Origin of the sequence: Flammeovirga kamogawensis, assembly GCF_018736065.1 — a bacterium.
GTDB classification, from domain to species: domain Bacteria; phylum Bacteroidota; class Bacteroidia; order Cytophagales; family Flammeovirgaceae; genus Flammeovirga; species Flammeovirga kamogawensis.
In genome coordinates, this window is sequence record NZ_CP076128.1 from 1,010,787 (window position 1) to 1,036,621 (window position 25,835).

General features: G+C 33.2%; 14 protein-coding genes and 2 tRNA genes. 1 reads left to right on the top strand and 15 read right to left on the bottom strand.

Features of this window, described 5'->3' with window-relative positions:
• The first annotated feature begins 212 nt into the window (after positions 1 to 212).
• Positions 213 to 2,240, top strand: coding sequence for an alpha amylase C-terminal domain-containing protein (locus KM029_RS04040; RefSeq protein ID WP_144075497.1), 2,028 nt, complete (start codon positions 213 to 215; stop codon positions 2,238 to 2,240).
• 288 nt (positions 2,241 to 2,528) lie between these two features.
• On the opposite strand, the gene KM029_RS04045 is transcribed toward KM029_RS04040, so the two are convergent.
• The 15 genes from KM029_RS04045 to KM029_RS04115 form a co-directional block, all read right to left on the bottom strand.
• Entirely contained in the window at positions 2,529 to 4,262 is a 1,734-nt protein-coding gene (locus tag KM029_RS04045; protein ID WP_144075498.1) for a SusD/RagB family nutrient-binding outer membrane lipoprotein, read from the bottom strand.
• Between the two features lie 82 nt (positions 4,263 to 4,344).
• Entirely contained in the window at positions 4,345 to 7,416 is a 3,072-nt protein-coding gene (locus tag KM029_RS04050; RefSeq protein WP_144075499.1) for a SusC/RagA family TonB-linked outer membrane protein, read from the bottom strand.
• A 792-nt stretch (positions 7,417 to 8,208) separates the two neighbouring features.
• Positions 8,209 to 8,631: a hypothetical protein gene (locus KM029_RS04055; protein ID WP_144075500.1), complete on the bottom strand. Its 423-nt coding sequence runs from the start codon at positions 8,629 to 8,631 to the stop codon at positions 8,209 to 8,211.
• A gap of 55 nt (positions 8,632 to 8,686) precedes the next feature.
• Positions 8,687 to 10,303 carry a SusD/RagB family nutrient-binding outer membrane lipoprotein gene (locus KM029_RS04060; protein WP_158631152.1) on the bottom strand — a complete coding sequence of 539 codons (1,617 nt, stop codon included), beginning with the start codon at positions 10,301 to 10,303 and terminating at the stop codon, positions 8,687 to 8,689.
• A gap of 95 nt (positions 10,304 to 10,398) precedes the next feature.
• Positions 10,399 to 13,479: a SusC/RagA family TonB-linked outer membrane protein gene (locus tag KM029_RS04065; RefSeq protein WP_144075502.1), complete on the bottom strand. Its 3,081-nt coding sequence runs from the start codon at positions 13,477 to 13,479 to the stop codon at positions 10,399 to 10,401.
• Positions 13,480 to 13,968: 489 nt separating this feature from the next.
• A complete protein-coding gene (locus KM029_RS04070) occupies positions 13,969 to 14,163 on the bottom strand; it encodes a hypothetical protein (RefSeq protein WP_144075503.1) in 195 nt (64 codons plus the stop codon).
• Positions 14,164 to 14,252: 89 nt separating this feature from the next.
• The gene (locus KM029_RS04075) at positions 14,253 to 14,453 is read right to left on the bottom strand and encodes a hypothetical protein (RefSeq protein WP_144075504.1); all 201 of its coding nucleotides are present in this window, start codon (positions 14,451 to 14,453) and stop codon (positions 14,253 to 14,255) included.
• Between the two features lie 146 nt (positions 14,454 to 14,599).
• Positions 14,600 to 14,673 (bottom strand) — tRNA-His (locus tag KM029_RS04080).
• A 259-nt stretch (positions 14,674 to 14,932) separates the two neighbouring features.
• Positions 14,933 to 15,006 (bottom strand) — tRNA-His (locus KM029_RS04085).
• 76 nt (positions 15,007 to 15,082) lie between these two features.
• On the bottom strand, positions 15,083 to 16,417 hold the full coding sequence (locus KM029_RS04090) for a dihydroorotase (protein ID WP_144075505.1): 1,335 nt from the start codon (positions 16,415 to 16,417) through the stop codon (positions 15,083 to 15,085).
• 343 nt (positions 16,418 to 16,760) lie between these two features.
• A complete protein-coding gene (locus tag KM029_RS04095) occupies positions 16,761 to 19,757 on the bottom strand; it encodes a golvesin C-terminal-like domain-containing protein (RefSeq protein WP_144075506.1) in 2,997 nt (998 codons plus the stop codon).
• Between the two features lie 425 nt (positions 19,758 to 20,182).
• Positions 20,183 to 20,764: a TetR/AcrR family transcriptional regulator gene (locus KM029_RS04100; RefSeq protein ID WP_144075507.1), complete on the bottom strand. Its 582-nt coding sequence runs from the start codon at positions 20,762 to 20,764 to the stop codon at positions 20,183 to 20,185.
• A gap of 174 nt (positions 20,765 to 20,938) precedes the next feature.
• Positions 20,939 to 23,338, bottom strand: coding sequence for a TonB-dependent receptor domain-containing protein (locus KM029_RS04105; protein ID WP_144075508.1), 2,400 nt, complete (start codon positions 23,336 to 23,338; stop codon positions 20,939 to 20,941).
• A gap of 8 nt (positions 23,339 to 23,346) precedes the next feature.
• Positions 23,347 to 24,690, bottom strand: coding sequence for an HTTM domain-containing protein (locus KM029_RS04110; protein ID WP_144075509.1), 1,344 nt, complete (start codon positions 24,688 to 24,690; stop codon positions 23,347 to 23,349).
• A 2-nt stretch (positions 24,691 to 24,692) separates the two neighbouring features.
• The gene (locus KM029_RS04115; RefSeq protein ID WP_144075510.1) at positions 24,693 to 25,781 is read right to left on the bottom strand and encodes an imelysin family protein; all 1,089 of its coding nucleotides are present in this window, start codon (positions 25,779 to 25,781) and stop codon (positions 24,693 to 24,695) included.
• Positions 25,782 to 25,835 lie beyond the last annotated feature (54 nt).

Genomic DNA, 25,835 nt, shown 5'->3' on the forward strand with positions numbered 1-25,835 from the left:
AAAACCTAAAATACATCCTGTTTATTTTTAACTTAAAGTGTATTTTTTGATCTATAACATATCTTAAAAGAACCTAAAAAATATAACTTTTTTAATATCTCACTGAAAAATTCCTATACGTACAACGTACACTTAAATGTTTATTAGCAAAAACTTATTTATGTTAGTGTTTTCGTCCCTATTATATATTTATTTTCTATATAAATAATACAATGAGTAAAAAATTACCTGAATTAGTAAAGGATGACCCGTGGTTAGAGCCACAAACCGACCAAATCAATGCAAGAATTAATTCCTATTCCCAACTTAAAAACGACTTATCTGATAAGTATGGAAGTATTTATGAATTTGCTGGTGCACATAAATTCTTAGGATTTAATTTTGATGAAACAAACAATGGCTGGTGGTACCGTGAGTGGGCACCTGCTGCACATGCTTTGTTTTTAATTGGTGATTTCAACGATTGGAATAGAGACGCTCATCCTTTAAAAAGAATTGAGGGTTCTAATGAATGGAACGGTGTATGGGAAATTTTCCTTCCTAAAGACGAGTATAAAGATACTTTTATTCATGGTAGTTATGTAAAGGTACGTGTTCTATCTCAAGCAGGAGATCAAGACCGTATTCCAGCATATATTACTAGAGTAATGCAAGAGCCTAATTCTCCTAACTTTAAAGGGCAATTATGGTTTTCTGAAGAAACTAACTTTGATTGGACAGGAGATGAATTTGTCACTTCTTCTATTAAAGCTCCACTTATTTATGAGGCACATGTAGGGATGTCTCAAGAGGAGGAAAAAATGGGTACATATCAAGAATTTATTGATAACGTACTTCCTCGTGTAAAAGATTTAGGATACAACTGTATTCAATTAATGGCTGTTCAGGAGCACCCTTATTATGGTTCTTTTGGCTACCATGTGAGTAATTTCTTTGCGGCAACTTCAAAATTTGGAACGCCAGAAGAATTAAAGAAACTTATTAAGACTGCTCACTCTATGGGCATTGCTGTAATTATGGATATTGTTCACTCTCATGCAGTGAAAAACCATAATGAAGGTATTAACGAGTTTGACGGAACGGTATATCAATATTTCCACGCTGGAGAACAAGGTGATCATCCAGATTGGGACTCAAAAATATTTGATTATAGCAAGTGGGAAGTTATTCAATTCCTTGCTTCCAACGTAAGATACTGGCTAGAAGAATTCCATTTTGATGGTTTCCGTTTTGACGGTGTAACTTCTATGATGTATCATCATCATGGACATGCTGGTTTTGGTAGCTATGACGACTACTTTAATATGGGTGTTGATGTAGATGCAGTACGTTATTTACAACTTGCCAACGATATAGCACATGAAATTAAACCTGATGTACTGTCTATTGCAGAAGATGTATCTGGCATGCCTGGTTTAAGTCGTGATGTAGCTGGTGGCGGTGTTGGTTTTGACTACCGTTTAAGTATGGGTATTCCAGATTTCTGGGTGAAATTATTGGAAGAACAACAAGATGAAGATTGGAACATTTGGGATCTTTGGAGTGTAATGCTTAACCGTAGAGCACATGAAAAAGCAATTGCCTATTCTGAATCGCATGACCAAGCATTAGTTGGCGATAAGACTGTTGCAATGTGGTTAATGGATGCTGAAATGTACACATCTATGGACAATGCAAGTAATAACTTGGTAATTGACCGCGGTATTGCAATGCATAAAATTATCCGTTTCTTAACTTGTGTACTAGGTGGCGAAGGTTATCTAAACTTTATGGGTAATGAATTTGGTCACCCAGAATGGATTGATTTTCCACGCGAAGGTAATGGATGGAGTTTCCAATATGCTAGACGCCAATGGTCTCTTGTAGAAAACGGCTTCTTACGTTATCAAAAACTAAATAATTTTGACCGTGCAATGATTCATCTTGTACGTAAGTTTGATATTTTAGAGGAAGGTACACCTGTTGATTTATTGAATATGGATAGTGATAACAAAACGATCTGTTTCAAAAAAGGTGATTTAATATTTGTATTTAACTTCCACCCTAATCACTCTCTTCCTAATTATAAATTTAATGTAAAGGAAGCAGGAACCTATGAAATCGTTTTATCATCTGATGATGAAAACTTTGGTGGTTTTGATCGTGTTGACGTTTCTGACGAATACTTTACTGATGAAGACAATAATATTTCAATCTATAACACTAACCGTTCTGCGTTAGTATTTAAGAAGAAGAAATAATTTTATACACTCAATCATTGAGTAACAAATTAGGCATATTACTATTTAGTGATATGCCTTTTTTATGTTCATTATGTATGAAGCCGTAAAAAATGATTTTCTTGTTTGAGCATTAACGAGTTTAAAATCTTTTAGAAGTAGTGAAATGGGATATTAAAAAATTCTATTTTGAAAGTGGTAGTATTACCCAAATTTACAAAAACAATAATATAGAAAAAGGTCACCCAAAATAAATTGAGTGACCTTAATAGTAATCATTAAATGACTACTTATATATGGCAATGTAGATTATAATTCTACATAATTATCAAATGTTTTGGTATTCCACCAAACATTTTTTCCATACATTGTATTCGTAATACCTTGAGCAGCTTGCGACCAGTTTGCACCGTTTGTAGTCTGCTCTGAGATAGCGTAAGGAAAACGTAATGGTAAACCTAAACCTTTGTACTGTGTACCACCTCTTACAAAAGTTAATTGAGGGAAGTTAGTACGACGTACTTCTGTAAATGCTTCAGGACCATTTGTGAAAATAGAAATGAATTTTTGTTCTGCAATTAATTGTGCTGCTTTAGAAGCGTCCCAAGCAACATCAGCAGTAGCTAATGTTCTGCTATAATGTGACTCCATATTTGCTAGCGAAATTTCAATCGCAGTACCATCTTCTTCTGTTACAACACTCTCCGAGAAAGTGACAGCTCCTGTTTGATCTGCAAAAGTTGCAGTTTTAATACCATATTGATCAGCCAAAGAATATTGTCTTTCAAATGATGCATGGATACCTTTTTCATAAGCCATTTTTGCATCACCTGCAGCTCCTACTCCTAAAATAGCTGCTGCTTCTGCTTTAATAAATTCTAATTCAGAATACGACATAACATGAGACACACCGTTTGGAGTAACTCTGTACATGACACCAATTCTAGAAATATCAGCCAATTGGAAACTCTCACTTTTAGGAACACCATTTTCAATACCGTAATAAGAGATATCTGATGTGTTTCCTGTAGAATCAAAAAGAGTGATAGAAGCTGGAGTTGGCGTAGCAAAGATATACATACGTGCATCTTTTCTCGCTTTCATCATGTTCACCATTGTATATGACATTGCATGATCATCACGAGCATCACGTACATAATTTTCGAAAAATGGATGCTCATAAGGCTGAGTTCCTGCATATCTTAACATTGCATCGTCTTCAATAGAAGTAAATACAGGGTATTTAGATGGATTTGAAAAAATAAATTCTAAACCACTTTTTGCAGTTGCTGCATCTACTTTAGAGATATGGATATATAATCTTGCTGCTAAAGAGTTTGCAAATTTCTGCCATTTTTTTGCATCTCCACCATAAATCATATCTGCTTGCGGTGTTACATTTCCACCATGAGATAATAATTCATTCGCCTCACTTAAACGCTTAAATAAGTCTTCGTAAATCTCTTTTTGTGCATCATATTTTGGTTGAGTAATTGTAGACTCATACCCTAAAGCAACTGTTTTCAATGCTTCAGAGTAAGGAATATCACCCCAAACATCTGTCATTACAGAAAATAAATACGAACGCATTACTAGCATTGCTCCTTCCATTGCTTCTGCATCAGCAATTGCTTTAACATCAGGATTTACTTCACCTTGAAGTGCTTCTTTCAAATCTTGTGTTTTCTTAAGTGCCAATTCTAATTCATATAACGAACCTGAACCATTTGAAGATGAACCAGAAAACATGTATTTCCAATAACCGTCTACAACATTTGATCTGTATTCGTACCAATCTTCATCGATATACTGAATTTTAGCATACTGTTGTGCCCAAAGACCAGCTCCAGTCATGTTAAAATCTTCTGCTTGAACACCGTAAATACCCCCAATTCTTGAGAACGTTGCGTTAGCAAATAAACTACCAGGATCTACATCTGTAGGATAGTTTGGATTGACTTGCATATCTTCAAAGTTTTTGAAACAAGAAGTTGTTCCAAAAGCCATGATGATTAATGCTATATATATTATTGATTTTTTCATTCTTCCTTTCGTATTTGTTGTTAGCGAAGTTTCCGACGCTAACTTTATGTAAATATTTTATATGGATGAGTTTTATAAACTCTTAGAATTTCATTTTGATATCGAAACCATAGCTTCTTGGCGATGGCAACTGACCAAATTCAAAACCTTGACCGTCTAAACCAGTACCGAAACCAGCTTGAGGGTCGATGTTTGGAGCATTACTATGAATCATCCATAAGTTGTTACCAACAAATGCTACACTCATTCCTTTAATACCATACTTCTTTGTTAAAGTAGATGGAATGTTATAAGCAATAGATAATTCTGCTAATTTTACATAAGTAGCATCATAAATGTACTCTTCATGAATACCGTATAGAGATTGGTAGTAATCTTGAGTTGGAACTACAATAGTATTAGGAGTACCGTCAACACCCACACCGTTTGTTACTCTACCATCTTCACGATTAACAGCAGTTACATCTAGAACACCTGCATATTCTCCAAACATATTTGTTACAGAGAAAATATCACCACCTTTAGAAATATCTATTAAAGCTGATAATGTAAAGTTTTTATAGGAGATAGAGTTGCGGATACCACCTCTCCAATCAGGGTTGATAGAACCTAACTTTTGTTTCTCATCAGTTTTCATTGCGTAACCATTATCATCTACCATTACGTTACCTTGTTCGTCTCTTTGGTAAGCATAACCATAGAAAGTACCCAACTCCTCACCTGGACGAGCTTCAGTTGTTAAACCCCAGTATTCACCTAAAATAAATGAATCTACACCATCTGCTAATTCAACTACTTCGTTTTTATTTTTTGAGAAGTTAAATGAGATATCCCAAGTAACTGCTTCTGTTTGTACAGGAGTAGCAAACACCATCAATTCAAAACCTTTGTTATCAATTTGTCCTGCATTGATATAAGAATATCTATAACCTGATGCTGCAGATACGTCTGCTGGTACAATTTGATCATACGTTGATTTCTCATAATAAGCAGCCTCAAAACCTAAACGATTATTGAAGAAGCCCATATCCAAACCAACCTCCCAAGATTGAGTAGATTCTGGTCTTAAATCAGGGTTAGCCTCTGTTGTTTCATACTTAAACATTGGATAGCCATTGTATGGTAAACTAGAAACATAAACATTTGAAGTTGAGTAAGGTGATGCACCGTTACCTACTTCTGCCCATCCACCTCTAATTTTACCTTGTGAAATCCATGATGGCAATTCCATATGTTCAGAGAATACATAAGATAAGTTCACAGAAGGATACATAAATGAGTTGTTTTTCACAGGAAGTGTAGACGACCAATCATTACGGATAGATACATCCATAAATAAATAATCTCTAAAACCTACTGATGCTGTACCGTATAATGAGTTAATAATTTGTTCTTCAAAATACGTTTGAGAATCAACCTGTCCTGTAGCATTTGCAGGAGTATATACACCCGGAGAAGCTAAACCATATGCTTCCATTGAGTTTGATTTATACACTCTGTACATGTTGTTACCACCAAAGTTAGCATTCACATTCCAATCTGAACCGAAGTCTTTAGAGAACGAGAATAAGAAATCAAAGTTTGTTTCGTTCACAAAATAATTTGATTCATAGAAACCACCATCAGGGTCATTAATAGAATACATTGCAGACTTAGATAAACGGTTTTCAGTATATAAATCTGTACCACCTTTCACTTTAAAGTTTAAGTAATCAGTAATGTTCCATTTTAAAGAAGCGTAACCATTTATACGATCTCTTAATTGAGAGTTAGTATTTTCGTTTAAGATCCAATAAGGGTTGTCATGGTAATTGTAGTTCCAGTTATATGGTGTGCCATCAACTTTTTTATAATCTTTCAATAAATTATAATCTACCTGACGTCCACCCCACACAAATTGTTGCATTACGTTGTTTTCTCCGTATCCTTGTTGTGGAAGGTTATCAGACTGTCTTCTAGAATACGTAAGTTTCGTATCTAATTGTAGGTTATCTGATATCTTATGACCAAAATTTAATGATGCAGAATAATTTTCTAAACCAGTGTTAGGTACCATACCTTTTTGATCAGAGTACATCATTGAGAAACGTACATGTGATTTGTCAGTAGCATTTTGGATCGATAAGTTCGTTGTAGAAATATGACCTGTTTCGAAGAAATCTTCTACATTGTTAGGAGAAGATACCCACGGCACTGCCTCACCATTTGAGTAAAACTGAGGAATCATTAAACCTGCGTCTAATTTTGGACCCCAAGATTCATCAACACCATCATAAATACCTCCATTTTTACCATCTACAAAAGAGAATTGACCATTTAAACCTTGACCATATTCATTCTGATAGTTTGGTAAAATTAATGGGTTTTGGAAAGTTGTAGTATTAGATAACGATACACCTAAACCATCTGAACCTTTACCAGATTTTGTTGTAATAACAATTGCACCATTCTGCGCTCTAGAACCATATAAAGCCGCTGCGTTTGGTCCTTTAAGTACCGTCATCGATTCTATATCATCAGGGTTAATATCATTAATAGGTGAACCAAAATCTGTTCCTCCTGATGATGTATTTCCTGAGTTATAAGAGTTATCTACGGGTACACCATCAATAACGAATAACGGTTGATTATTACCTGTTAAAGATGAATTACCACGAATTGTGATACGAGAAGATGCACCTGGAGCTCCCGATGATGTATTTACCATTACACCAGCAACTTTACCATTTAGGTTGTTAAGTACACCATTATCAGCACCTTTGAGGTCATCTCCTTTTACTTCTGAAACAGAATAACCTAAAGATTTTTTGTCTTTTTCAATACCTAATGCCGTAACAACTACTTCGTCTAGTTGCTCAACATCTTCTTGCATTACAAATTCAAATTTTGCTTGTGTTCCAATAGCAACATTTTGAGTTGTATAACCAATTAGGCGAACAACAATATTCACAGCACTTTCTGGAGCTTGAATAGAAAAGTAACCGTTAAAATCTGTAACAGCACCAATTGTTGTACCTTCGATCATTACAGTGGCACCAGGAAGTGTCTCACCATTTGCGTCTTTTACAACGCCATCAATCTTTCTCTCTTGAGCAAAGGCAGTAAAAGCCAATCCCAAAAAGATCAAGAGAAGTTGAAGTACTCTTTTCTTCATGATAATTTGTTAATAAATAATTGATTGGAAAAAATGAACACTCTTTCGAATATTCTTAAGTAGTTAACGATAAAGTTTAGGGCATAAAAACAGTTTATATGATCATTACATCGTAAGTTAAAATGTCACTGCTGAAGCAATACCTCTTTCACTTACTTTGTTTAAACCAAAAAGACTAGTTTAATTAACCTGATTAATTATAGTTGTATACTTATAAAGTTAAAACCAACAGTTATACTATTAGGAGTATAAAAAATTAGGATTATAATAAATTAGATAAATAATAAAATCTGTTTGCTAGATAAATTTTATTAGGTTTAATGTATTCAAAATTAGGTTGGGCTCAAATGAAAAAGAACCCTTAAAGTTTGTGTTCAATACCAACATTTAACATTGTTCACTACACAATTGTAATGAAGTCTAATGAAAATCAAAAATTTTTTAACACAAGTAAAGAATAGTACACACAACATTTCAACACTTACAAAATGCTGATTATCAATTAATTTACATTTAAAAACAAATTGGTAACTTTGTATCATTTCACAAAGAGAAAACACCAGAAAAATATAGGCTATAACATTGTATATAAGCATTTTAGCAACTGTATTTATTTCAATTTCAAAGCGTTACCAATAATTGGATTTAAAATACTTTAACTCAAATATTAAATTTGTATTTATTTAACGTAATCGCTAAATTTTTTTAATAAAATCAAACTTTTGAAACAAAAAAAAGAGGCACTCTTTAGAGCACCTCTTAAAAAAATAAATATGTAAAAATGATTGATATTTATTCTGGAATATTACTACACGCTTCATCAGTAAAATCATTCACTAATGTTGCTCCCATCCAATCAAGTTTCATCATCGTTTTTCCATATACTGGTAAATTATCACCACAAAACTCGTTGTAATTAATAGTTACAGAATTATTTACTGATTCATTAATTACTCCATAGTGTGTTTTTTCAACAAACCTATCTTTGACACCATTTTCATCAGTATCAATATATTTGTAAAACTTCAAAACAGCTTTACCTTCACTTAATAATAGTTCTTGCGTTGGTACAACTATATCTACCGTAGCAGAGTCTACCGTTGTCCATTGATATAAACCATCATTATCTACTGTAATCGGGGTCTTTGTTTCTTCTTTACATGAAGAAGCAAAGACAAAAACAGTAACAATTAAAATATTAACTAAATTTTTCATTCTCTCAAAAAATATGTTGTAGATATATAAGTAAATTATAAACTTAAATAATTACTTATTTATAGTTTACTGAAGTATTTTCAGCAAACCATATTTTCTTACCGTACATTGTATCATTAATTCCTTGCGAAGCCGCTGACCAATTGGCTGAATTTGTAGTTTGTTCAGAAAAAGGGTAAGGAAATCTATTTGGCAAACCTTTACCTTGATACACTGTACCCCCTCTAATTTCTGAAATTGCAGGCCACCCTGTTCTTCTTAATTCAGCAAAAACTTCTGGTCCGTTTGTAAAGTTAGAAAGATATTTTTGCTCAGCAATCACTCTTTCTTTACCTCCGTTTTTACTCCAGTCCAAATTATTAATTACAATAGCTGCATCAGAATAAGGATCAGAAACGACATCACCATCGATTGGATATACCGGGGCTGCATAAGCCTCAATATCTGCATATTGTTTTGTAAATGATGCTTCAATACCCTCTGCTACTAAACTTTCAGGTGTTCCAGAAACTCCTGAAATTCCGTTCAATGCAGCTTCTGCCTCAATAAATTTAAGTTCAGAAAATGTCATCCAAAAAGATTTACCTGCTGGTTGCTCTCTATACAAATTACCAATCATTGATACTTCTGTGAAACCAGGAGCTTCTGCCGCTGGCACACCATTTTCTTGTCCGATATATTCAGGACTTGGTATCCAATCTTCCTCTGCGTCTTCCGGTTTAGTCATTGATGCACGAGTAGGCTGAGCAAAGATATACAAACGTTTATCGTCATTTTCTTTCAATAACTCAATTATTGTAGTAGAAATTGCAAAGTCATTTCTATTATCAATATATGCATTATAATAAATTGGTTGCATATATGGTTGAGAACCTAAATACACTAATTCAGCGTCATCTTCATTACTAGAAAACATTGGATATGTCCCTTTATCCGAAAATAATTTAGTCAAACCAGTTCTAGATTTTGCAGCATCAACTTTAGAAATTCTAGTATATAATCTAGCTGCTAATGAATTGGCCAACATTCTCCATCTAGCTGCATTACCTCTATAAATTATATCCGCTCCAGAATCGATAGAACCATTACTTGATAACAGTGTATTGGCATCTTCTAGTAAGACAAAGAAATCATCATAAATCTCTTTTTGAGCATCATATTTAGGTTGGAAATTTGTCTGATCAAATCCTAAATCAATAGTTTGAAAGGCTTCAGAATAAGGTATATCACCCCAAACATCTGTTGTTACAGAAAAGAAGTATACTTTAGCTACCAACATTGCTCCTTCTAGTACTTTTGCATCTGCAATACCTTGAGCATTACCTTCTTCTTCATATACTGCTTTACGTTTTCTCACTTCTGCAAGTGCTAACTCTAAATCATAAAGTCCTGCCAAGTTAGATGTTCCAGAAATACCAGAGTACATTCTTTTCCATTTTTCATCCATTACAGACGCACGGTATTGGTACCAATCTTCGTCTATATATTGAATTTTGGCAAATTGCTGTGCCCATAGTCCTGCCCCTGTCAAATTAAAATACTGACCTTGTGCACCATAGAAACTTCCTGTGTTTGTATAAAGAACATTCGCAAATAAACTCTCCGGCTCTACTGTGCTTGGGTAGTTTGGATTCTCACGAAGTTCATCGAAATTTTTGAAGCAAGACGTCATGTTAATTAACACAACTATTGCAAATATATATTTAATGAATTTTTTCATTTTGAATTCTTAATTAATGGTTATCAGTTACTATTATTAATAGCTTCCTAGAATTTCATTTTGATATCAAAACCAAAGCTTCTAGCTGTTGGCAATTGACCAAATTCGAAACCTTGACCAGACATTCCTGCACCAAAACCTGCTTGAGGATCAATATTTGGAGCATTTTTATACATCATCCAAAGGTCATTACCTACTGCGGCAACATATAAACCTTTGATACCTGTATTGCCTAACCATTTTTGAGGAATGTTATATCCAATAGATAATTGAGCAAGTTTTACATAAGTTGCATCATAGATGTATTCTTCATGAATACCATATAAGCCCCAATAATAATCCATTGCATCTGCAGAAACTTCGTTAGGTACATAACCACCATTTCCATCAGGAACAACACCTACTTTTCTACCTGCTTCACGATCTATAGCTGTAGATTCAAGAACACCGGCATATTCACCAAACATATTTGTTACAGAGAAAATACTACCACCTTTTTGAATATCAATTAATGCAGATAATGTGAAACCTTTGTAAGTGATCGAGTTACGAATACCACCTCTCCAATCTGGGTTGATAGAACCTAATGCTTCTTTCTCGTCTGTTCTTAAAGGAATACCATTTTCATCAACAATAATATCACCTTCTGGAGACCTTTGATATGCAATACCATAGAAAGTACCTAATTGCTCTCCAGGACGAGCCTCTGTAGTTAAACCCCAATAATCACCTAAAATGAACGAGTCTACCCCATCAGCCAATGATTTAACTGTGTTGATATTTCTTGTATAATTGAACGACACATCCCACTGAAAGTCCACGGTTTGAATAGGCGTACCATATAAAAGGAATTCAAAACCCTTATTTTCAATTTCACCAGCATTAATTGCAGAATATCTAAAACCAGAAGTAGAAGATACATCAGCTTGAACAATCTGATCGTACGTGTTTTTCTTGTAGTAAACACCTTCAAAACCTAAACGGTTATTAAAGAATCCCATTTCTAAACCAGTCTCCCATGCATTTGTAGTTTCAGGTTTTAAGTTAGGGTTTGCTTGTACGTTTTCGTACTTAAACATTGGATAGCCATCCCATGGTAAAGGCGACATGTAGACATTATTTAGCATGTATGGATTAGCTGCAGCACCTACTTGAGCCCAACCACCACGCACTTTACCTTGTGTAATAAAGCTTGGCATTTCAAAATGCTCTGAGAATACATAAGATAAGTTGATTGCAGGGTATAAGAAGCTATCATTAGCTGCTGGTAATGTAGAAGACCAGTCATTACGGACAGAAACATCCATAAATAAATAATCTCTAAAACCAACAGAAGCTGTTGCATACAGTGAATTAATCACTTGCTCTTCAAAATAAGTTGATGCATCTACTTGCCCCACTGCATTGGCTGGCGTATAAATACCAGGAGTTGCAAGGCCAGTAACAATCATACCATCTCTCTTGTAATTTCTGTACATATTGTTACCACCTGCATTAGCAGATACATTCCAATCGTTACCAAAATCTTTAGAGAAAGATAAAAGGAAATCAAAGTTAGATTCACTAACAAAATAATTCTCTTCTGTAAAACCACCCGTTGGATTGTTTATTGAATATTTTGCAGTTCTTGCCATACGATTTTCTGAATAAAAATCTGTACCTCCTTTAACCTGTAAACTTAAAAAGTCTGTAAAATTGTACTTCATAGATGCATAACCATTTACACGGTCACGGCGCTGAGAATTTGTATTCTCATAAGAAATCCAATAAGGGTTGTCGTGGTAATTGTAGTTCCAGTTATAAGGAGTTCCGTCTGCTTTTTTATAGTTCTTTAGTTCGTTTGTGTCTACCTGACGACCAAACCACACGAATTGTTGCATTACATTATTTCCATCATAACCCTGAGAAGGTAAATTGTCAGCTCCTCTATGAGAATAAGTTGCCTTAGCATCAAACCTAAGTTTATCATTGATCTTATGACCAAATGCCATTGAAGCACTGTAGGTATTCAAGCCAGTATTTGGCACCATCCCTTTTTGGTCTGAATACATTAAACTGAAACGTACATTTGTATCATCATTACTATGTGAAATAGATAAATTTGATGTAGACACATGCCCTGTCTCAAAGAAATCTCTAACGTTATTTGGGTTAGAATTAAAAGGAACAGCTTCGCCATTTGAGTGGAATTGAGGAACCATAAGACCAACATCCATTCTTGGTCCCCATGACTCATCAACACCATCGGCAATACCACCACCTTTACCATCTACAAACGAGAATTGACCTCCCATACCCTGACCATACGTATTTTGGTAATCTGGTAAGATTAAAGGTGTTTGGAAAGTTGTTGTATTCGATAAAGAAACACCTAAGCCTTTAGAACCCTTTCCTTTTTTAGTAGTAATGATAATTGCACCATTAACAGCACGAGAACCATATAAGGCTGCTGCGTTTGGTCCTTTTAGTACTGTCATTGCTTCAATATCGTCAGGGTTGATATCAGAAATAGGTGATCCAAAATCTGCTCCACCTGAAGATGTATTTCCTGAGTTGTAAGTGTTATCCACTGGCACTCCATCTACTACATATAACGGTTGATTATCACCTGTTAAAGAAGAGTTACCACGAATTACTACACGAGATGAAGAACCAACAGCTCCAGATGAAGATGTTACCTGAACACCAGCAACTTGTCCGTTCAAAGAACTTAGGATATCATTGTCTGCAGTTTTTAAATCATCACCTTTTACCTCAGTGACAGAATACCCTAAAGACTTCTTATCTTTCTCCATACCCAACGCTGTTACAACAACTTCATCAAGTTCTTGTGCGTCTTCCTGTAAAATAAGATTGATAACAGATTGTGTACCAATTTCTACTTCTTGAGTAGTGTAGCCAATTAGTCTAGCTTGTAGTTTTGTTCCACTTTCTGGAACATTGATAGAGAAGTGTCCATTAAAATCTGTAACAGCACCAATTGTAGTTCCTACAACAAGTACAGTAGCACCAGGCATAGTATCGCCATTGGCATCAGAAATTACACCTTCTACCCTTCTCTCTTGTGCAAATGACATAGAAATGCTACACAAGATAAAAGAGAGTAAGAATAATACTCTTTTCATCATAAAATAAGATAAAGTTGATTAATAAAATTGGTTGGTCTTAGCACTGTTATTGGTTTTAGAACAGTGTATTGACTTTTAAAAAATGAGAATATAAGGTATCACTTACAAAAATTGATGTGAGCGAAATTGCTCATAAACTCAATGAGTATACATAGAAGTACTATAAATATATAGTACAAAAATTGGTGTTTAGTAGTAAAATCTATTCAATATAAAATTGGTTTTAAATTGTTTTATCAGAAGTTGAACTTCTTTTATTAATTGGTTGATTAGCTATATCTTCTACAAGAATAGCAGAATGTTATGAGAAGGTTACAATGAATTAACATTATTTTACTCGAATAACTAACGTTTACTAATTTTTAGTATAAATTATAGTTTAACATTATATACTTCAAAAAGTATAGATTATTTTATTAAACTATCTGCAATAAAAAAGAGTTGCTGTTATAAAATCAGCAACTCTTTAGTGTATTTATTACAAATAAGTTATTTTCGTTTTGATCCTCTTTGAGATTTCCCGTAATAACTATTTAAGAATTTTGTATGTGCTTTTTTCTTTTTCTTCTTTTGTTTCAATACTCTTTTTTGTTCTTTTTTAACGGGAACAGGAGAGTTATTTTCAGCAAATGAAGCAACAGTTAAAGTCGAAAATAAACTAATGAGTAAAATTATCTTTTTCATTTTTAATTACTTTTTGATGATAACTATTGAAACGGATCCTTTATCTCATCTGGTTTCCTAATTTGAATCAAAAATTACTTTAATAGTGTCTATTTATATTTTCTAATACGTCTGGTTTTACCATAATACTTATTTAAGAATCGAGCATGCTTCTTCTGTCTTTTTGTTTTCTTTCTGTAGTTTGCTCTGGTTTCTTTTTTTACAGATTTTTCTCGAGGTGATTTTGGAGATGCTTGCAACGATAATGTTACCGAAATAACAATCGAAATTATGAATATTATCCTTTTCATTAATACTATTTTAAAAGTTGAATCTTTTATACTATCAAATCAAACGTTATTCATAAGTCACTGATAGTCAATATTCAAATTAAAACTATCAAAATATGGGTATAAAAAAAGACCTTTCAATTGCTTGAAAAGTCTTTTACAAGTTGGGCGAACGATGGGAATCGAACCCACGACCCCTGGAACCACAAACCAGTGCTCTAACCAACTGAGCTACGATCGCCGTTTTATTGCAGTGCAAATATAATAGATTGATTAGTTCTTATCCAATAAATATTTTACAAATGAAGATGAATATTCAATAATTGATTGATCTTCAACAACAAAAAAATAATTATTACAAAAATTCATTCATCAATAATGGCAAGAAGAATAGTGAGTTCAGAATTTTTATTCTTAACACTAAGTTTCACTATTAATTTGTTGAAAATTAGAACATAAAAAAAGACCTTTCAATTGCTTGAAAAGTCTTTTACAAGTTGGGCGAACGATGGGAATCGAACCCACGACCCCTGGAACCACAAACCAGTGCTCTAACCAACTGAGCTACGATCGCCATTTTGTAATGCAAATATAGGGAAACACAGAAGGTTTTTCCAAATATAAATTCGCAAACAAAATTAAATTCTTTATTATCTATTGAAAGTCAGACGCTTTCCTTTCACATCTTCGTTAAATTTACCATTTTCATACGCTAAATGTCCTGAAACAATTGTATGTGTAATTGTAGATGAGAAAGTATGTCCTTCAAATGGAGACCATCCACACTTATAATTTAAGTTTGATTTTTCTACCTTCTGGGGTGCTTCTAAATCAACTAAAACTAAATCTGCCCAATAGCCCTCTTTGATATATCCTCTATCCTCAACTTCAAAAAGAATTGCAGGGTTGTGACAAGCCTTCTCGACTATTTTCTCTAAAGAAATTTTACCTTGTTTATAAAAATCCAAGAGTACTTGTAATGAATGCTGTACTAATGGACCTCCAGAAGGTGCAGTTAAATAAGTATTCGATTTTTCCTGAAGTGTATGCGGTGCATGATCAGTTGCAATCACATCAATCTTATCATTTAATACTCCTGCAAGAATGCTCGCTCCATCCTCTTTTGTTTTCACTGCTGGATTCCACTTAATGTGTGTCCCTTTTTCTTTATAATCTTCATCAGAAAACCACATATGGTGTACACATGCTTCTGATGTAATCTTCTTATCTTTTAACGGAATATCATTTTGGAATAATTCCAACTCCTTAGCCGTTGATATATGTAGAATATGTAATCTTGCTCCATGTTTCTTTGCTAAAGCTACAGCCTTAGAAGACGATGAATAACAAGCTTCAGCACTTCTTATTTCTGGATGACACTCCATAGGAATATCCTCTCCGTACTTTTCTTTATATTTTTCTAAATTCTCTGCAATCATCGGATCATCTTCGCAATGCGAAGCAATAATCATCTGTGCTTTTGCAAATAAATTACCTAAGGTAGCTTCATTATCAACAAGCATATTACCTGTAGAAGAACCCATAAATACCTTTATTCCACAAACATTTTTAGGATCAGCTTTTAATACCTCTGCTAAATTATCATTTGTAGCACCAATGTAGAAAGAGTAGTTTGCTAAAGAAGTTCTTTTTGCAATTGCATATTTATCTTCTAGGGCTTCTATAGTTACTGTAGGTGGTTTTGTATTTGGCATTTCCATAAAAGATGTAATACCCCCAGATACAGCAGCTCTTGCTTCCGTTTCAATATTTGCTTTTTCAGTTAACCCTGGCTCTCTAAAATGAACCTGATCGTCTATCAAACCCGGTAAAAGATACTTTCCTTCGGCATCAATTACTTGTTCATCTTGTGCAGTAATGGATGCTGATACACTATCAATCTTTCCATCCACAACACGCACATCACCTTTAAAAACTTTACCCTCGTTTACAATTTGAGCGTTTTTGATCAGAAGCTTCGTCATAATATTAGTTCGTTGAATATGATTCACGAAGATACTATGAACAAATAATTATCTATACTTTTTAAACGGTTATTTTTAGAAAAACAAAAAGGCCACCATAATGGTGACCTTTTGTATTGTTAGTATAGTTTATCAAGTGAAAAGAACCTTGTCGCTCTTTGACTTTTCATATCTATTTGTCTTTGTCTGTTTTATTAGACGTGGACTATCGATTTTTTGTGTCAATAATTAGTTTATCTTAACATGTTTATGACAATTTAAGGGATAAATGAATTAATATTCACATTTATTTAAATAAAAATACTACAATTACATTTAATCTCTCAAAATCAATCAGTTACTTTTATTTGAAAAATTTGATAACTTCTTCCATAAATTCGATTCTCTTTTGCTCACTAGTAATGGTCTCAAAAGGAAAACCAAGAGCTACAATTCTATTTTCATCATTTGAATAAGCAATACCAATACTTTTATTATTTCCAGTATATCTTCCGATCACTTTTGTTGACTTATCAGCAGGATCTAAAGCATCTGGGGCTTCAACTCTATACAATTTTGTATCTATAGTGTTAGCATAAAAGAGTTTGTTTAAGCTTTTAAAATTAGGATTTACACTAAACACTGTACCTAGTTTATCAGCATAATTGGTTCTTCCTATAAAGTGTAATTTCTTTTTAGCATAAAGTACATCTTTGTGTTTACGCCCTTTTCTTAATCCATTGGGTTTTTCAAATAAATCGGTACCAATATATGCACCAGAAATAAATAACTTTGAAGACGGTTTAGATAAAAATGTAGCGAGCTTTTCTTTGAAAGAATTACTAAAACAAGAATACACTTTCCCTTTGCCTTCTTGCACGGTTTCTGTAGATTTTTGTTCACCAAACAAAACATCAACTATCTCGTAGTCTTCTAAATTAATCAAACCCTTCTCGATTGCTTCTATACTGACCGATACAAAAGATTGTTTTAAGTAATAAAAAGCCTCGCCATGTACACGTGTAAAATCGTGGGTATTCCCTCTAATTAATATTGTTTCTGCATCTGCATAACTAGCACCATGCCCAGGAGCATCGTCATCTAACCATTCAGAGTTAGGGTTGTAATCGTATTGATTTCCAGTAAATGAAATATCAACGCCATCTGCAATACCATCATCAGATGTTGTAAAACCTTTATAAGAAGGAGTATTAATTACAGAGGGAGCACCAATTCTATCAAAACCATTTACTATAAGCACTGGTTTATTTCCAAAATCAGCAATACTTAATTCTTCAGTTGTAAAACTTTCTCCCCCATCGTTTACAGCGGCAATTTTAAATCTATAAAAATGAGACTTCTCTATGTCCATCTCCAAATTATTTCCATAAACTATTTTCCCAGCATCCCAACCTTGATTATCTCTATTGGTATATAACTTATAATAACTTGGTACAGCCGTGGATTCTAAAGAATCTAATTGACCTTTCCATTGTAAAAAAGCCTTCTGGTTTTTTAAAGTAATAGCAAACTCTTTTGGTTTAAGAGGCTGAATTACAAAAGATCTATTTTCTTGGTACGATAAATATTTTACAATGCCTTTATAAATCGCCCTACTCACATCAAATCTAAACTGAGGATCTAAAGCAAACCTCATATCTTTAAAATTTTGATGAGAAAGTAACTCTACCAAAACTGTGGGTACATTAGGATATACTGCTTCACTATATCTACGATCCCAAAGTTCTCTTCTATTCCATATTGAATCATGTAACACTCTTAAATCTGTTACAATTTGAGTTTGAATAATATCTGCGAGATCTCTATTGGTATACCTTGACTGTCCGTTTGGGAAAGTTATATTTTTCTTCATATCAGTAGTACTATAAATCAATAAAGTACCTTTTGTGGTATCAGAATCAGAAACTCCAGAATCTGTATGTAATGCAAGAGCCAGGTCAATTGGTACATTTAAACCATTATTTTCTACATCAGGGTTTATTGCAAAAGGAGCTCCTGTAAGCCAGTTTACCCATTCACCTCTAGATTGGTAATCATCTTTATAGTCATTCCCTTCATTTTTTGGGGTATATACTTCTAAAGGTGCCCCTGCATATTGCAAGTGATATCGAGACCCTTCCATAAATCTTGGTCTGCCACTTGTGGCTCCCCCTCTCTTAATGTTCCCGGTACCTCCACCAAATCGAACTGCATCTGCAGTAATAATTTTCTCTCTATGCTTTGATTTTGATGAAAGGAAGACTCCTTCATTAGGACTTCCATCAAATTTAAAAGTACCTAAATAAACCCACGTACCACCACCTATTTTTTGATTGACGAGGTACGTTGTTTGTTGCTTTTGGTGTTTCACTACATAGCGGGCGTCATCTACTCCAATAGGTAATGTTGCATAAGAAATATAAACACTAAATTCTCCTTTAATTTTTCCTTCAGTCTTCCATTCAAATACAATATTATCTTTTTTTGTTGACTTCACTTTTCGATAAGTTCCTATAGCAAATGGGTTTTCGTCTGAATAAGCTTCTCTAAAGTTAAAACCTTTACCACCAGCAAATACACCTTCTTTTTCTGTGTAACCAATTCTGTCACCATCATTATCAACAATCAACATTTGAGATTGTGTATCTCTTTCCCTTGGTAAGTAGACATTCGCTCCAGCATTTTCTAGCATTGGAACTAAATATGGTAATACAAAGGCTGTAGGTAATAAATCTTCTACTGTTTGAAATAGCCTTGCTCTTTGCCATTCCCATCTATCTAATGATTTTTCATAATACCATCCATGACTATTCCATATTGCTAAATGATTATTATATAACCCTTTTGATGGTGCTTTTTCTTTACTTAACTTCTGTATATGAGGAACACCTTTGTACTTCTGAACTGTATTTCTTTTTTGATCAAGATGATGTTTGTACCTATATATATTAGGAACTAGATCTGCAAGTTCACACTTTGGGGTCTGTGGCCATTTATTTTTCTTCGCAACTTTCTTTTGATTCTTATCATCGGTTTTGCCAACAAAAAACACAAAATCATACTTTGCATATTTATTCCCTAAAAATTTTCTTGTCTGAGTATAAACATCTTCAACATCTTCTCTCCTAACAGGTTTATACTCCCATTGTTTCCCTAAAAATAAATATACTTTTTTTGTTTTCTTATTAATTGCTACCGTGTCTAACTTAGCAGTAGAATCTGGCTGATACTTAAACTCACCCAGCTTTGCATGAAGTATATACTCACTGAATTTAGATTTTACATCTTTTATAGATTGAGCTGAAGTGATTGTTGGTAAAAGTGAAAAGATCAGTACTATTAAAAAAATCTGTTTAAACATTATAAGGGGAAATGTAAATGTCAAAAAAATGAATTGGAATGTAATTTAATCATTTTGATAAATGATATAATAATCTCTTCGGAAAAATAAATGCTGGACATAAAAAAAGAGGAACCTAGTAGAACCAGTTCCCTCTAACCTTCAGTAATATAAATGTAAAAGGCTACTACCCCTTTTACACGACATTTTCTATATGATAGCAAAGTCTAGTCCAAACTATGTTTAAACATAGACTTCTAACAGACTGTAAACAATCTATTCTTAATCCAAAGTTAAAAGAAAGTTTAAATAAATACACGTAATCTAAAATTATTACAAATAACTACCGATTGTGGATGAGATGTTCTTTAAATTATTATATTCTAATGCATAAAAAAAGCAACCAATATGGTTGCTTTTCTTTTATTTAATAAAAAATGTATACTTTAAGCTAATGCTTTAATACATAATTTAGTTACAATTCTTGCATCTTCTTCGGTTAATCTTTCAGAACTAAATACAGATGTTGCTCTTGAAGAAGCATACTGAATAGGAATTGCAGGAAAAACTGCTGTGAACATTTCTACATTAATTTCACTTCCCACTTCGCCAGATTTATGTCCTCTTTCTACCATAGCTTTTAACGACTCAGGTATTTTTAATGTCATTTCTTTAGACATTAAGAAAGTATAATCATTCATTAGCATATTAATGAACTTTGCTCTTGAAGGATTATCATTTGCTAGATTAAATATTTCTACACAGAAATGATAGATCACCTCTTCAAGTGATTCTTTCTCTTCCATGTTTTTGAATATAATATTTCTGTAATACTCTATGTTGGCTGAATAAAGTGCTTGCACTAAAGCTGCTTTGCTTGGATAATGTCTGTATAAATAGCCATCTGCAACCTGTGCTTTTTTAGCAATCGACGAAACAGACGCTCCTCCATATCCTTTACTCACAACCATTTCTATAGTTGCTTCTTTTATTCGTTGTAGTTTAGTTTCGTCTATACTCTTCGCCATTATTCTGTTTTTTTGTAATTTCTGTACGCACAAATAAAGTGAATGAACAAGTTTTCATTACTCAATTATACAAATTAATCACAAACATAACATGTTCCTAGCAAATTTTATTGCTTAATATGGAATGTTTTGACCTATTTTTAAAACAAAATCAATAATTCAGAAAACAATTAACTAGATCTTAAACTGAAATGTGAAATAATAATTTCTCCCATCAGAAGGAATAATACCCGGACCAGGATAACCTGTAGCTCTTCGGGTAAAGTACATATTATCCGTTAAATTGTTGATTCCAGTTTCAATTCCCAACCAGTTGTATTGGTATTTCATAGATAAATCCATCACATAATATAAAGGGATTGGTCCATAAACAGCATCTGAAAGAGGTACTTCTGTATTAGCAGCATCAGTATATTGTTTATCTACATGCGTATACTGTAATGATACATTAAATGCTTTATACCCAGCATTAATACCTGTTTTGATATTAAAAGGTGGCACAAGTTCTACATCATTACCATCGTAAACTTTATCGTCTGAAATATATTTACCTTGGATAAAGGAAACATTTCCAAAAAGATTAAAATGATAATTAGATAATGGGTTGATAAAATGCATAAAATTTAATTCAGCATATGATTCTACACCAACAGTATATGCATCTGCAATATTAGTACGTATTGGGTTTGCTGGATTTGCTAAACCTATTTTATCATTGTAACGAAGGTAAAAAGCACTAATATCATAATTTAAAAATTTAAGTTTCCCTCTCATTCCTAAATCAGCAGAATAGCCCCTTTCATCTTTCATATCAGGATCTATACGTACATTTGAATTGAGTGAACGAAGATCTGAATATGTAATTGCTCTATAATTTTGAGAGATATTTGCATACACTTCTAAATCAGGTTTTACTTTATAACTAAAACCCACACCTGCAATTAAAATTGATCTATTATTGACAATTGTATCAGGTTCTGCACGTGTAATTTCTTCAATCAAACCATCATCTCCCACTTCATAAAAAACTTTTTGATAATACCCTTCACCTTTAGTGCCAATTAATTCGAAACGAACACCAGGAGTAATACTAAATTTATCAGTTACTTGGAAGATATTTTCTGCAAAAAATGCATAATTCTGAATTGTAAAATTATGATCAGAAAGAAGGCTATCTGGATGTGAAAATGTAAAATCTGCATCGTTACCATCAGAAGCATCTCCTTGTTTTTTATCATCATTACCATGATACAAACGCGTACCTAATACAAATGCTGAAGGTTTTCCTTTTATCTCGTAATGTTTTAAGTAACGGATTTCTGTACCGTAATTCCTAAACTCATCAGCCACTAATAAACGAGGTTCATTGTATGGATCTTGTTTATTTAGGTTAAGACCTAATGCATCTCTTGATGCTAAAAGACCAAAATTACGCATCTCGATTTTTGCACTTGGAGATATTTTATATTCTAACTTTACAGAAGCAACATTCCAATTTACTTTAAACCAATTCTGATCCGTATAAGATGCTCTTGGGTCAGAATAAAATTCATCATCTGTTAAACCACCAGGCTGCTGTGCAAGGTAATTCATGTGAGTAAACTCCACACCTATTTTAAATTTATCTGAAACATCGTAATTAATTGCTGTAAAAAAAGTATTTACGTTAAAACCAGAATTTGGTCGCCATCCATCTCCTCTTTTATATTGGTAGAGTGCATAATAATTGACATCTCCTTTTTGCCCTCCAATACTATTAAATGAATTAAATAAACCAAAAGAACCTCCAGTTTGTCTAGAAACAAGCTCAAAAGGTTTGGTTGGATTACCTTTCTTCATTTTAAAGTTTAATAATCCTCCAAACTGAGTTCCATATTGTAAAGAAGCTGCTCCTCTTACAATCTGCACTTCATCTACTGCTTCCAAAGGTGGTGTATAATAGCTTTCTGGATATCCAAGTGCATCTGCAGCAATATCATACCCGTTTTGGCGTGTATTGAAATTTGATGTTCTATCTGGACTTAATCCTCTACCGCCAATACCCAATTGAATACCTGCCCCATCGCTTTCCCAAATATTTAAACCAGGTACTCTATTGTATACCTGACGAGAATTATTGGTAGCCAAATTAGCTGTAAGATTATCAATCTGAATTACCTCACTTTTCTTTCCTTCATAAATTGAAGTTCCTTCTATAGCCTCTAAACGTGTAATCTCATTTGTTTCATCAGTTTCTATAACAGCTACTTCTTCTAAAACTTTTTCTATTACTCTTAATGTAAAGTTTAAAGTATTTTCGCCTTTTTTAGGTGAAATATCTTTCTCCATAGGTGTAAGTCCATGTTTAAAAACACCTAAAGCATAGGTTTTACCTACAGTTAAACCTTTAATAGAATAAACACCATCCTTATTTGTTTTTACTTTAGTTGACGTTCCTTTAATATAAACATCAGCACCAGAAATACCCTTTTGCGTATCATACTGAATTACCTTTCCAGTAATTTCAACTTGTTGAGCATAAGTGCTAAAAGTAAAGATGAATAGAAGTAGATTTGTTAGTATAGTTGATTTCATAAGTTTGATTACCCTTTAAACGGGAGTATCCAATTTTTAGAAGCGAATGTATCTTTTAATTTTGTAAGATCAACTGAAGGATCGATATATTGTTGACTACTTCTACCATTTAAGGTTACATAAGCATCAACATAAACTGCTGGATTTTCAAATCCTTTTTTCTCAAATGCTTCTTTTATTATTTGAGCATATTGTAAGATTAAATCAGGCTGTGTTGCCATCATTTTCTCTTGTAAAGGAGTGAGATAATCACTGTTATTTATTTCAATTTTTCTATTTGTATCTGGATTGACTACATAAAAAGTTGCACTACCTGATTTTTCAATTAACATTACTCTCCAAGAAAATCTAAAGCCTTGTTCAGTCCAAAATAAATTGTCCTTGTAAAAAGCATATCTAAAAGGGAATATCAATTGAAAAATAAAGAACAGAGCAAAACCCAAACGAATCAATTGCTGTGGAATAGAATTTATTCTCCCTCTTTTCACTTCAATAGCTAAATTTTCGGAGCTAAAGAATCGACCTAAAGCAATAATAATTTTCTCATGAAAATCAGAAGAAAAGAATATTAATGTACTTAAAATCATTATATATGGGAACATCCCGATAGGGAATAATATTGACGTTACTACATGGAAAACAACCACTGCAATATAGGCGTAGATTCTTGTTTTTTTATTTACTAAGAAGAACGGTATTACCAAATCGTAAACACACCCTACCCAACTAAAAACAAACGCTACCCATGTATATTTTAAAAGTGGTCCTATTAAAAATAAATCCGTTCTAGATGCTAACCATAAACGTAATGGCTGAGCATTAAAGAGCCAATCTGTATTTAATTTTGCAATTCCTGCATAAAAATACACAATGCTTAATTGTAACTTTATTGCATCTATTGTCCAAGCTGAAACTGTTGATCTAAAAGTTTCTGGATTTCTGTAAACATCATAAGAAAAACGACGATGTGCTGGCAAGAAAATCATTATGAAAGCCATTAAGCTTACAAAATAATAATGATTTAGATAATTGGTTACATCTAATAATTCAACATAAGTAAAAGTTAAAAAATAAACTAATGCTGAGAAACGATAAAAAGCACCAAATGCTATTGCCAATGCACTCAGTATCATAACTGAGAAAACGACATACATTCCAGTGCTATCTAAAGGAGTTACCCAAGAGAAACCATAATAATGAAAAAAATGGGTCGGTTGAATAAATTGAGTGTCAATCCAACCGTTTGCCCAAAATCTTATTGCACTACTGGCCATCATTATACCGAATATTATTCTAAATACAACTAATGGAGCAATAGAGACTTGTTTGTTTATGTAGTCCTTAATTTTCATGGTTAATCACCGTCTGAATCTTGATAAGTAATTTTAACTGATAAAACAGAAGACATATCTGATTTGATCAGTACTACTAATTTAGTCAATTCATCATATAAATCGTTTACCACTTGGTCATTATTTGAGATATGGTCAGAAAAGGGATCATTACATGCATCAAGCTTAGATTTTATCACATCAAATTGATTTAAAATCTCTGCAGTTAAATCTTTTTCAGAAGCACCTGACTCATAATAAGCATCTAAATAATCTGCTAGACCTTCACCATCATTCTCCCCTTTACCTTTAAATATATTTTCTAAACTTTCAATATTTGAAACTAATAAAGATAAAGACGCCTGGTTATAATACGATTCTACAGACATTGGAGAAACTTGAGGAGTTAAATCGCTACTGAACTTTGCTAATGGATAACCTACCCTCTGGTTTTTACATCTTTCGTATGCTTTGTTATATTCATTTACTATAAATGATAATGCACTACTTGGATCATTCCCTGTATTGGCACTAAATTCTGCAGCATAGCCATTTACCCATAATTCATATACAGAATTTGCTCTATTGTCTAAATCAGCTACACATTCGGTTAAATACCTTTTTCTATTTTCGTCAGAAAAAGCAGTTACAATTGCTGCACTCTCTTGGTTAGATAACAAATAATCTATTGCTGGCAATCCTTTTTTATTGTTAGCAGTAATGCTTGTTAGATTCCAATTATTTGCTACGATATTACTTTCAATATCAGTATATTTTGTAGGAAATGTATTTGAATTAGATAATAAAGACGCTCCCATTGCAGGACCAAATTGATACGCATTTACTTTTGACCAAGCTGTATAGCTAACTTTTAATGCTTCTTGGGTTGCATTCAATGTTTCTTCGCTAGGAGAAGCTGTAAATGCTGCTATTTTTTCTTTAAGCGAATTTGTTGATGCTTTATAAGTTTCGAATGCTGGCACAATTAAATTGTTTGCATAATTACTTAGCATTTCTTCTTGTGAGAAATTTACACTTACATTAGAATCTGTTTCGCAAGAAAAGAATGTTGCTAGAAAAGCTATAAATACTATTAGGTTGATCTTTTTCATTTATCAAATATTGAAATTAGGGATTATATAGATAAATCACGATAGTGTTGTACT

Excerpts from the sequence above, each read along its gene's own strand:
- KM029_RS04050 (WP_144075499.1), bottom strand. The coding sequence starts at position 7,416 with ATGAAGAAAAGAGTACTTCAACTTCTCTTGATCTTTTTGGGATTGGCT.
- KM029_RS04100 (WP_144075507.1), bottom strand. The coding sequence starts at position 20,764 with ATGGCGAAGAGTATAGACGAAACTAAACTACAACGAATAAAAGAAGCA.
- KM029_RS04040 (WP_144075497.1), top strand. The coding sequence starts at position 213 with ATGAGTAAAAAATTACCTGAATTAGTAAAGGATGACCCGTGGTTAGAG.
- KM029_RS04045 (WP_144075498.1), bottom strand. The coding sequence starts at position 4,262 with ATGAAAAAATCAATAATATATATAGCATTAATCATCATGGCTTTTGGA.
- KM029_RS04065 (WP_144075502.1), bottom strand. The coding sequence starts at position 13,479 with ATGATGAAAAGAGTATTATTCTTACTCTCTTTTATCTTGTGTAGCATT.
- KM029_RS04070 (WP_144075503.1), bottom strand. The coding sequence starts at position 14,163 with ATGAAAAAGATAATTTTACTCATTAGTTTATTTTCGACTTTAACTGTT.
- KM029_RS04060 (WP_158631152.1), bottom strand. The coding sequence starts at position 10,303 with ATGACGTCTTGCTTCAAAAATTTCGATGAACTTCGTGAGAATCCAAAC.
- KM029_RS04095 (WP_144075506.1), bottom strand. The coding sequence starts at position 19,757 with ATGTTTAAACAGATTTTTTTAATAGTACTGATCTTTTCACTTTTACCA.
- KM029_RS04110 (WP_144075509.1), bottom strand. The coding sequence starts at position 24,690 with ATGAAAATTAAGGACTACATAAACAAACAAGTCTCTATTGCTCCATTA.
- KM029_RS04105 (WP_144075508.1), bottom strand. The coding sequence starts at position 23,338 with ATGAAATCAACTATACTAACAAATCTACTTCTATTCATCTTTACTTTT.
- KM029_RS04090 (WP_144075505.1), bottom strand. The coding sequence starts at position 16,417 with ATGACGAAGCTTCTGATCAAAAACGCTCAAATTGTAAACGAGGGTAAA.
- KM029_RS04115 (WP_144075510.1), bottom strand. The coding sequence starts at position 25,781 with ATGAAAAAGATCAACCTAATAGTATTTATAGCTTTTCTAGCAACATTC.
- KM029_RS04075 (WP_144075504.1), bottom strand. The coding sequence starts at position 14,453 with ATGAAAAGGATAATATTCATAATTTCGATTGTTATTTCGGTAACATTA.
- KM029_RS04055 (WP_144075500.1), bottom strand. The coding sequence starts at position 8,631 with ATGAAAAATTTAGTTAATATTTTAATTGTTACTGTTTTTGTCTTTGCT.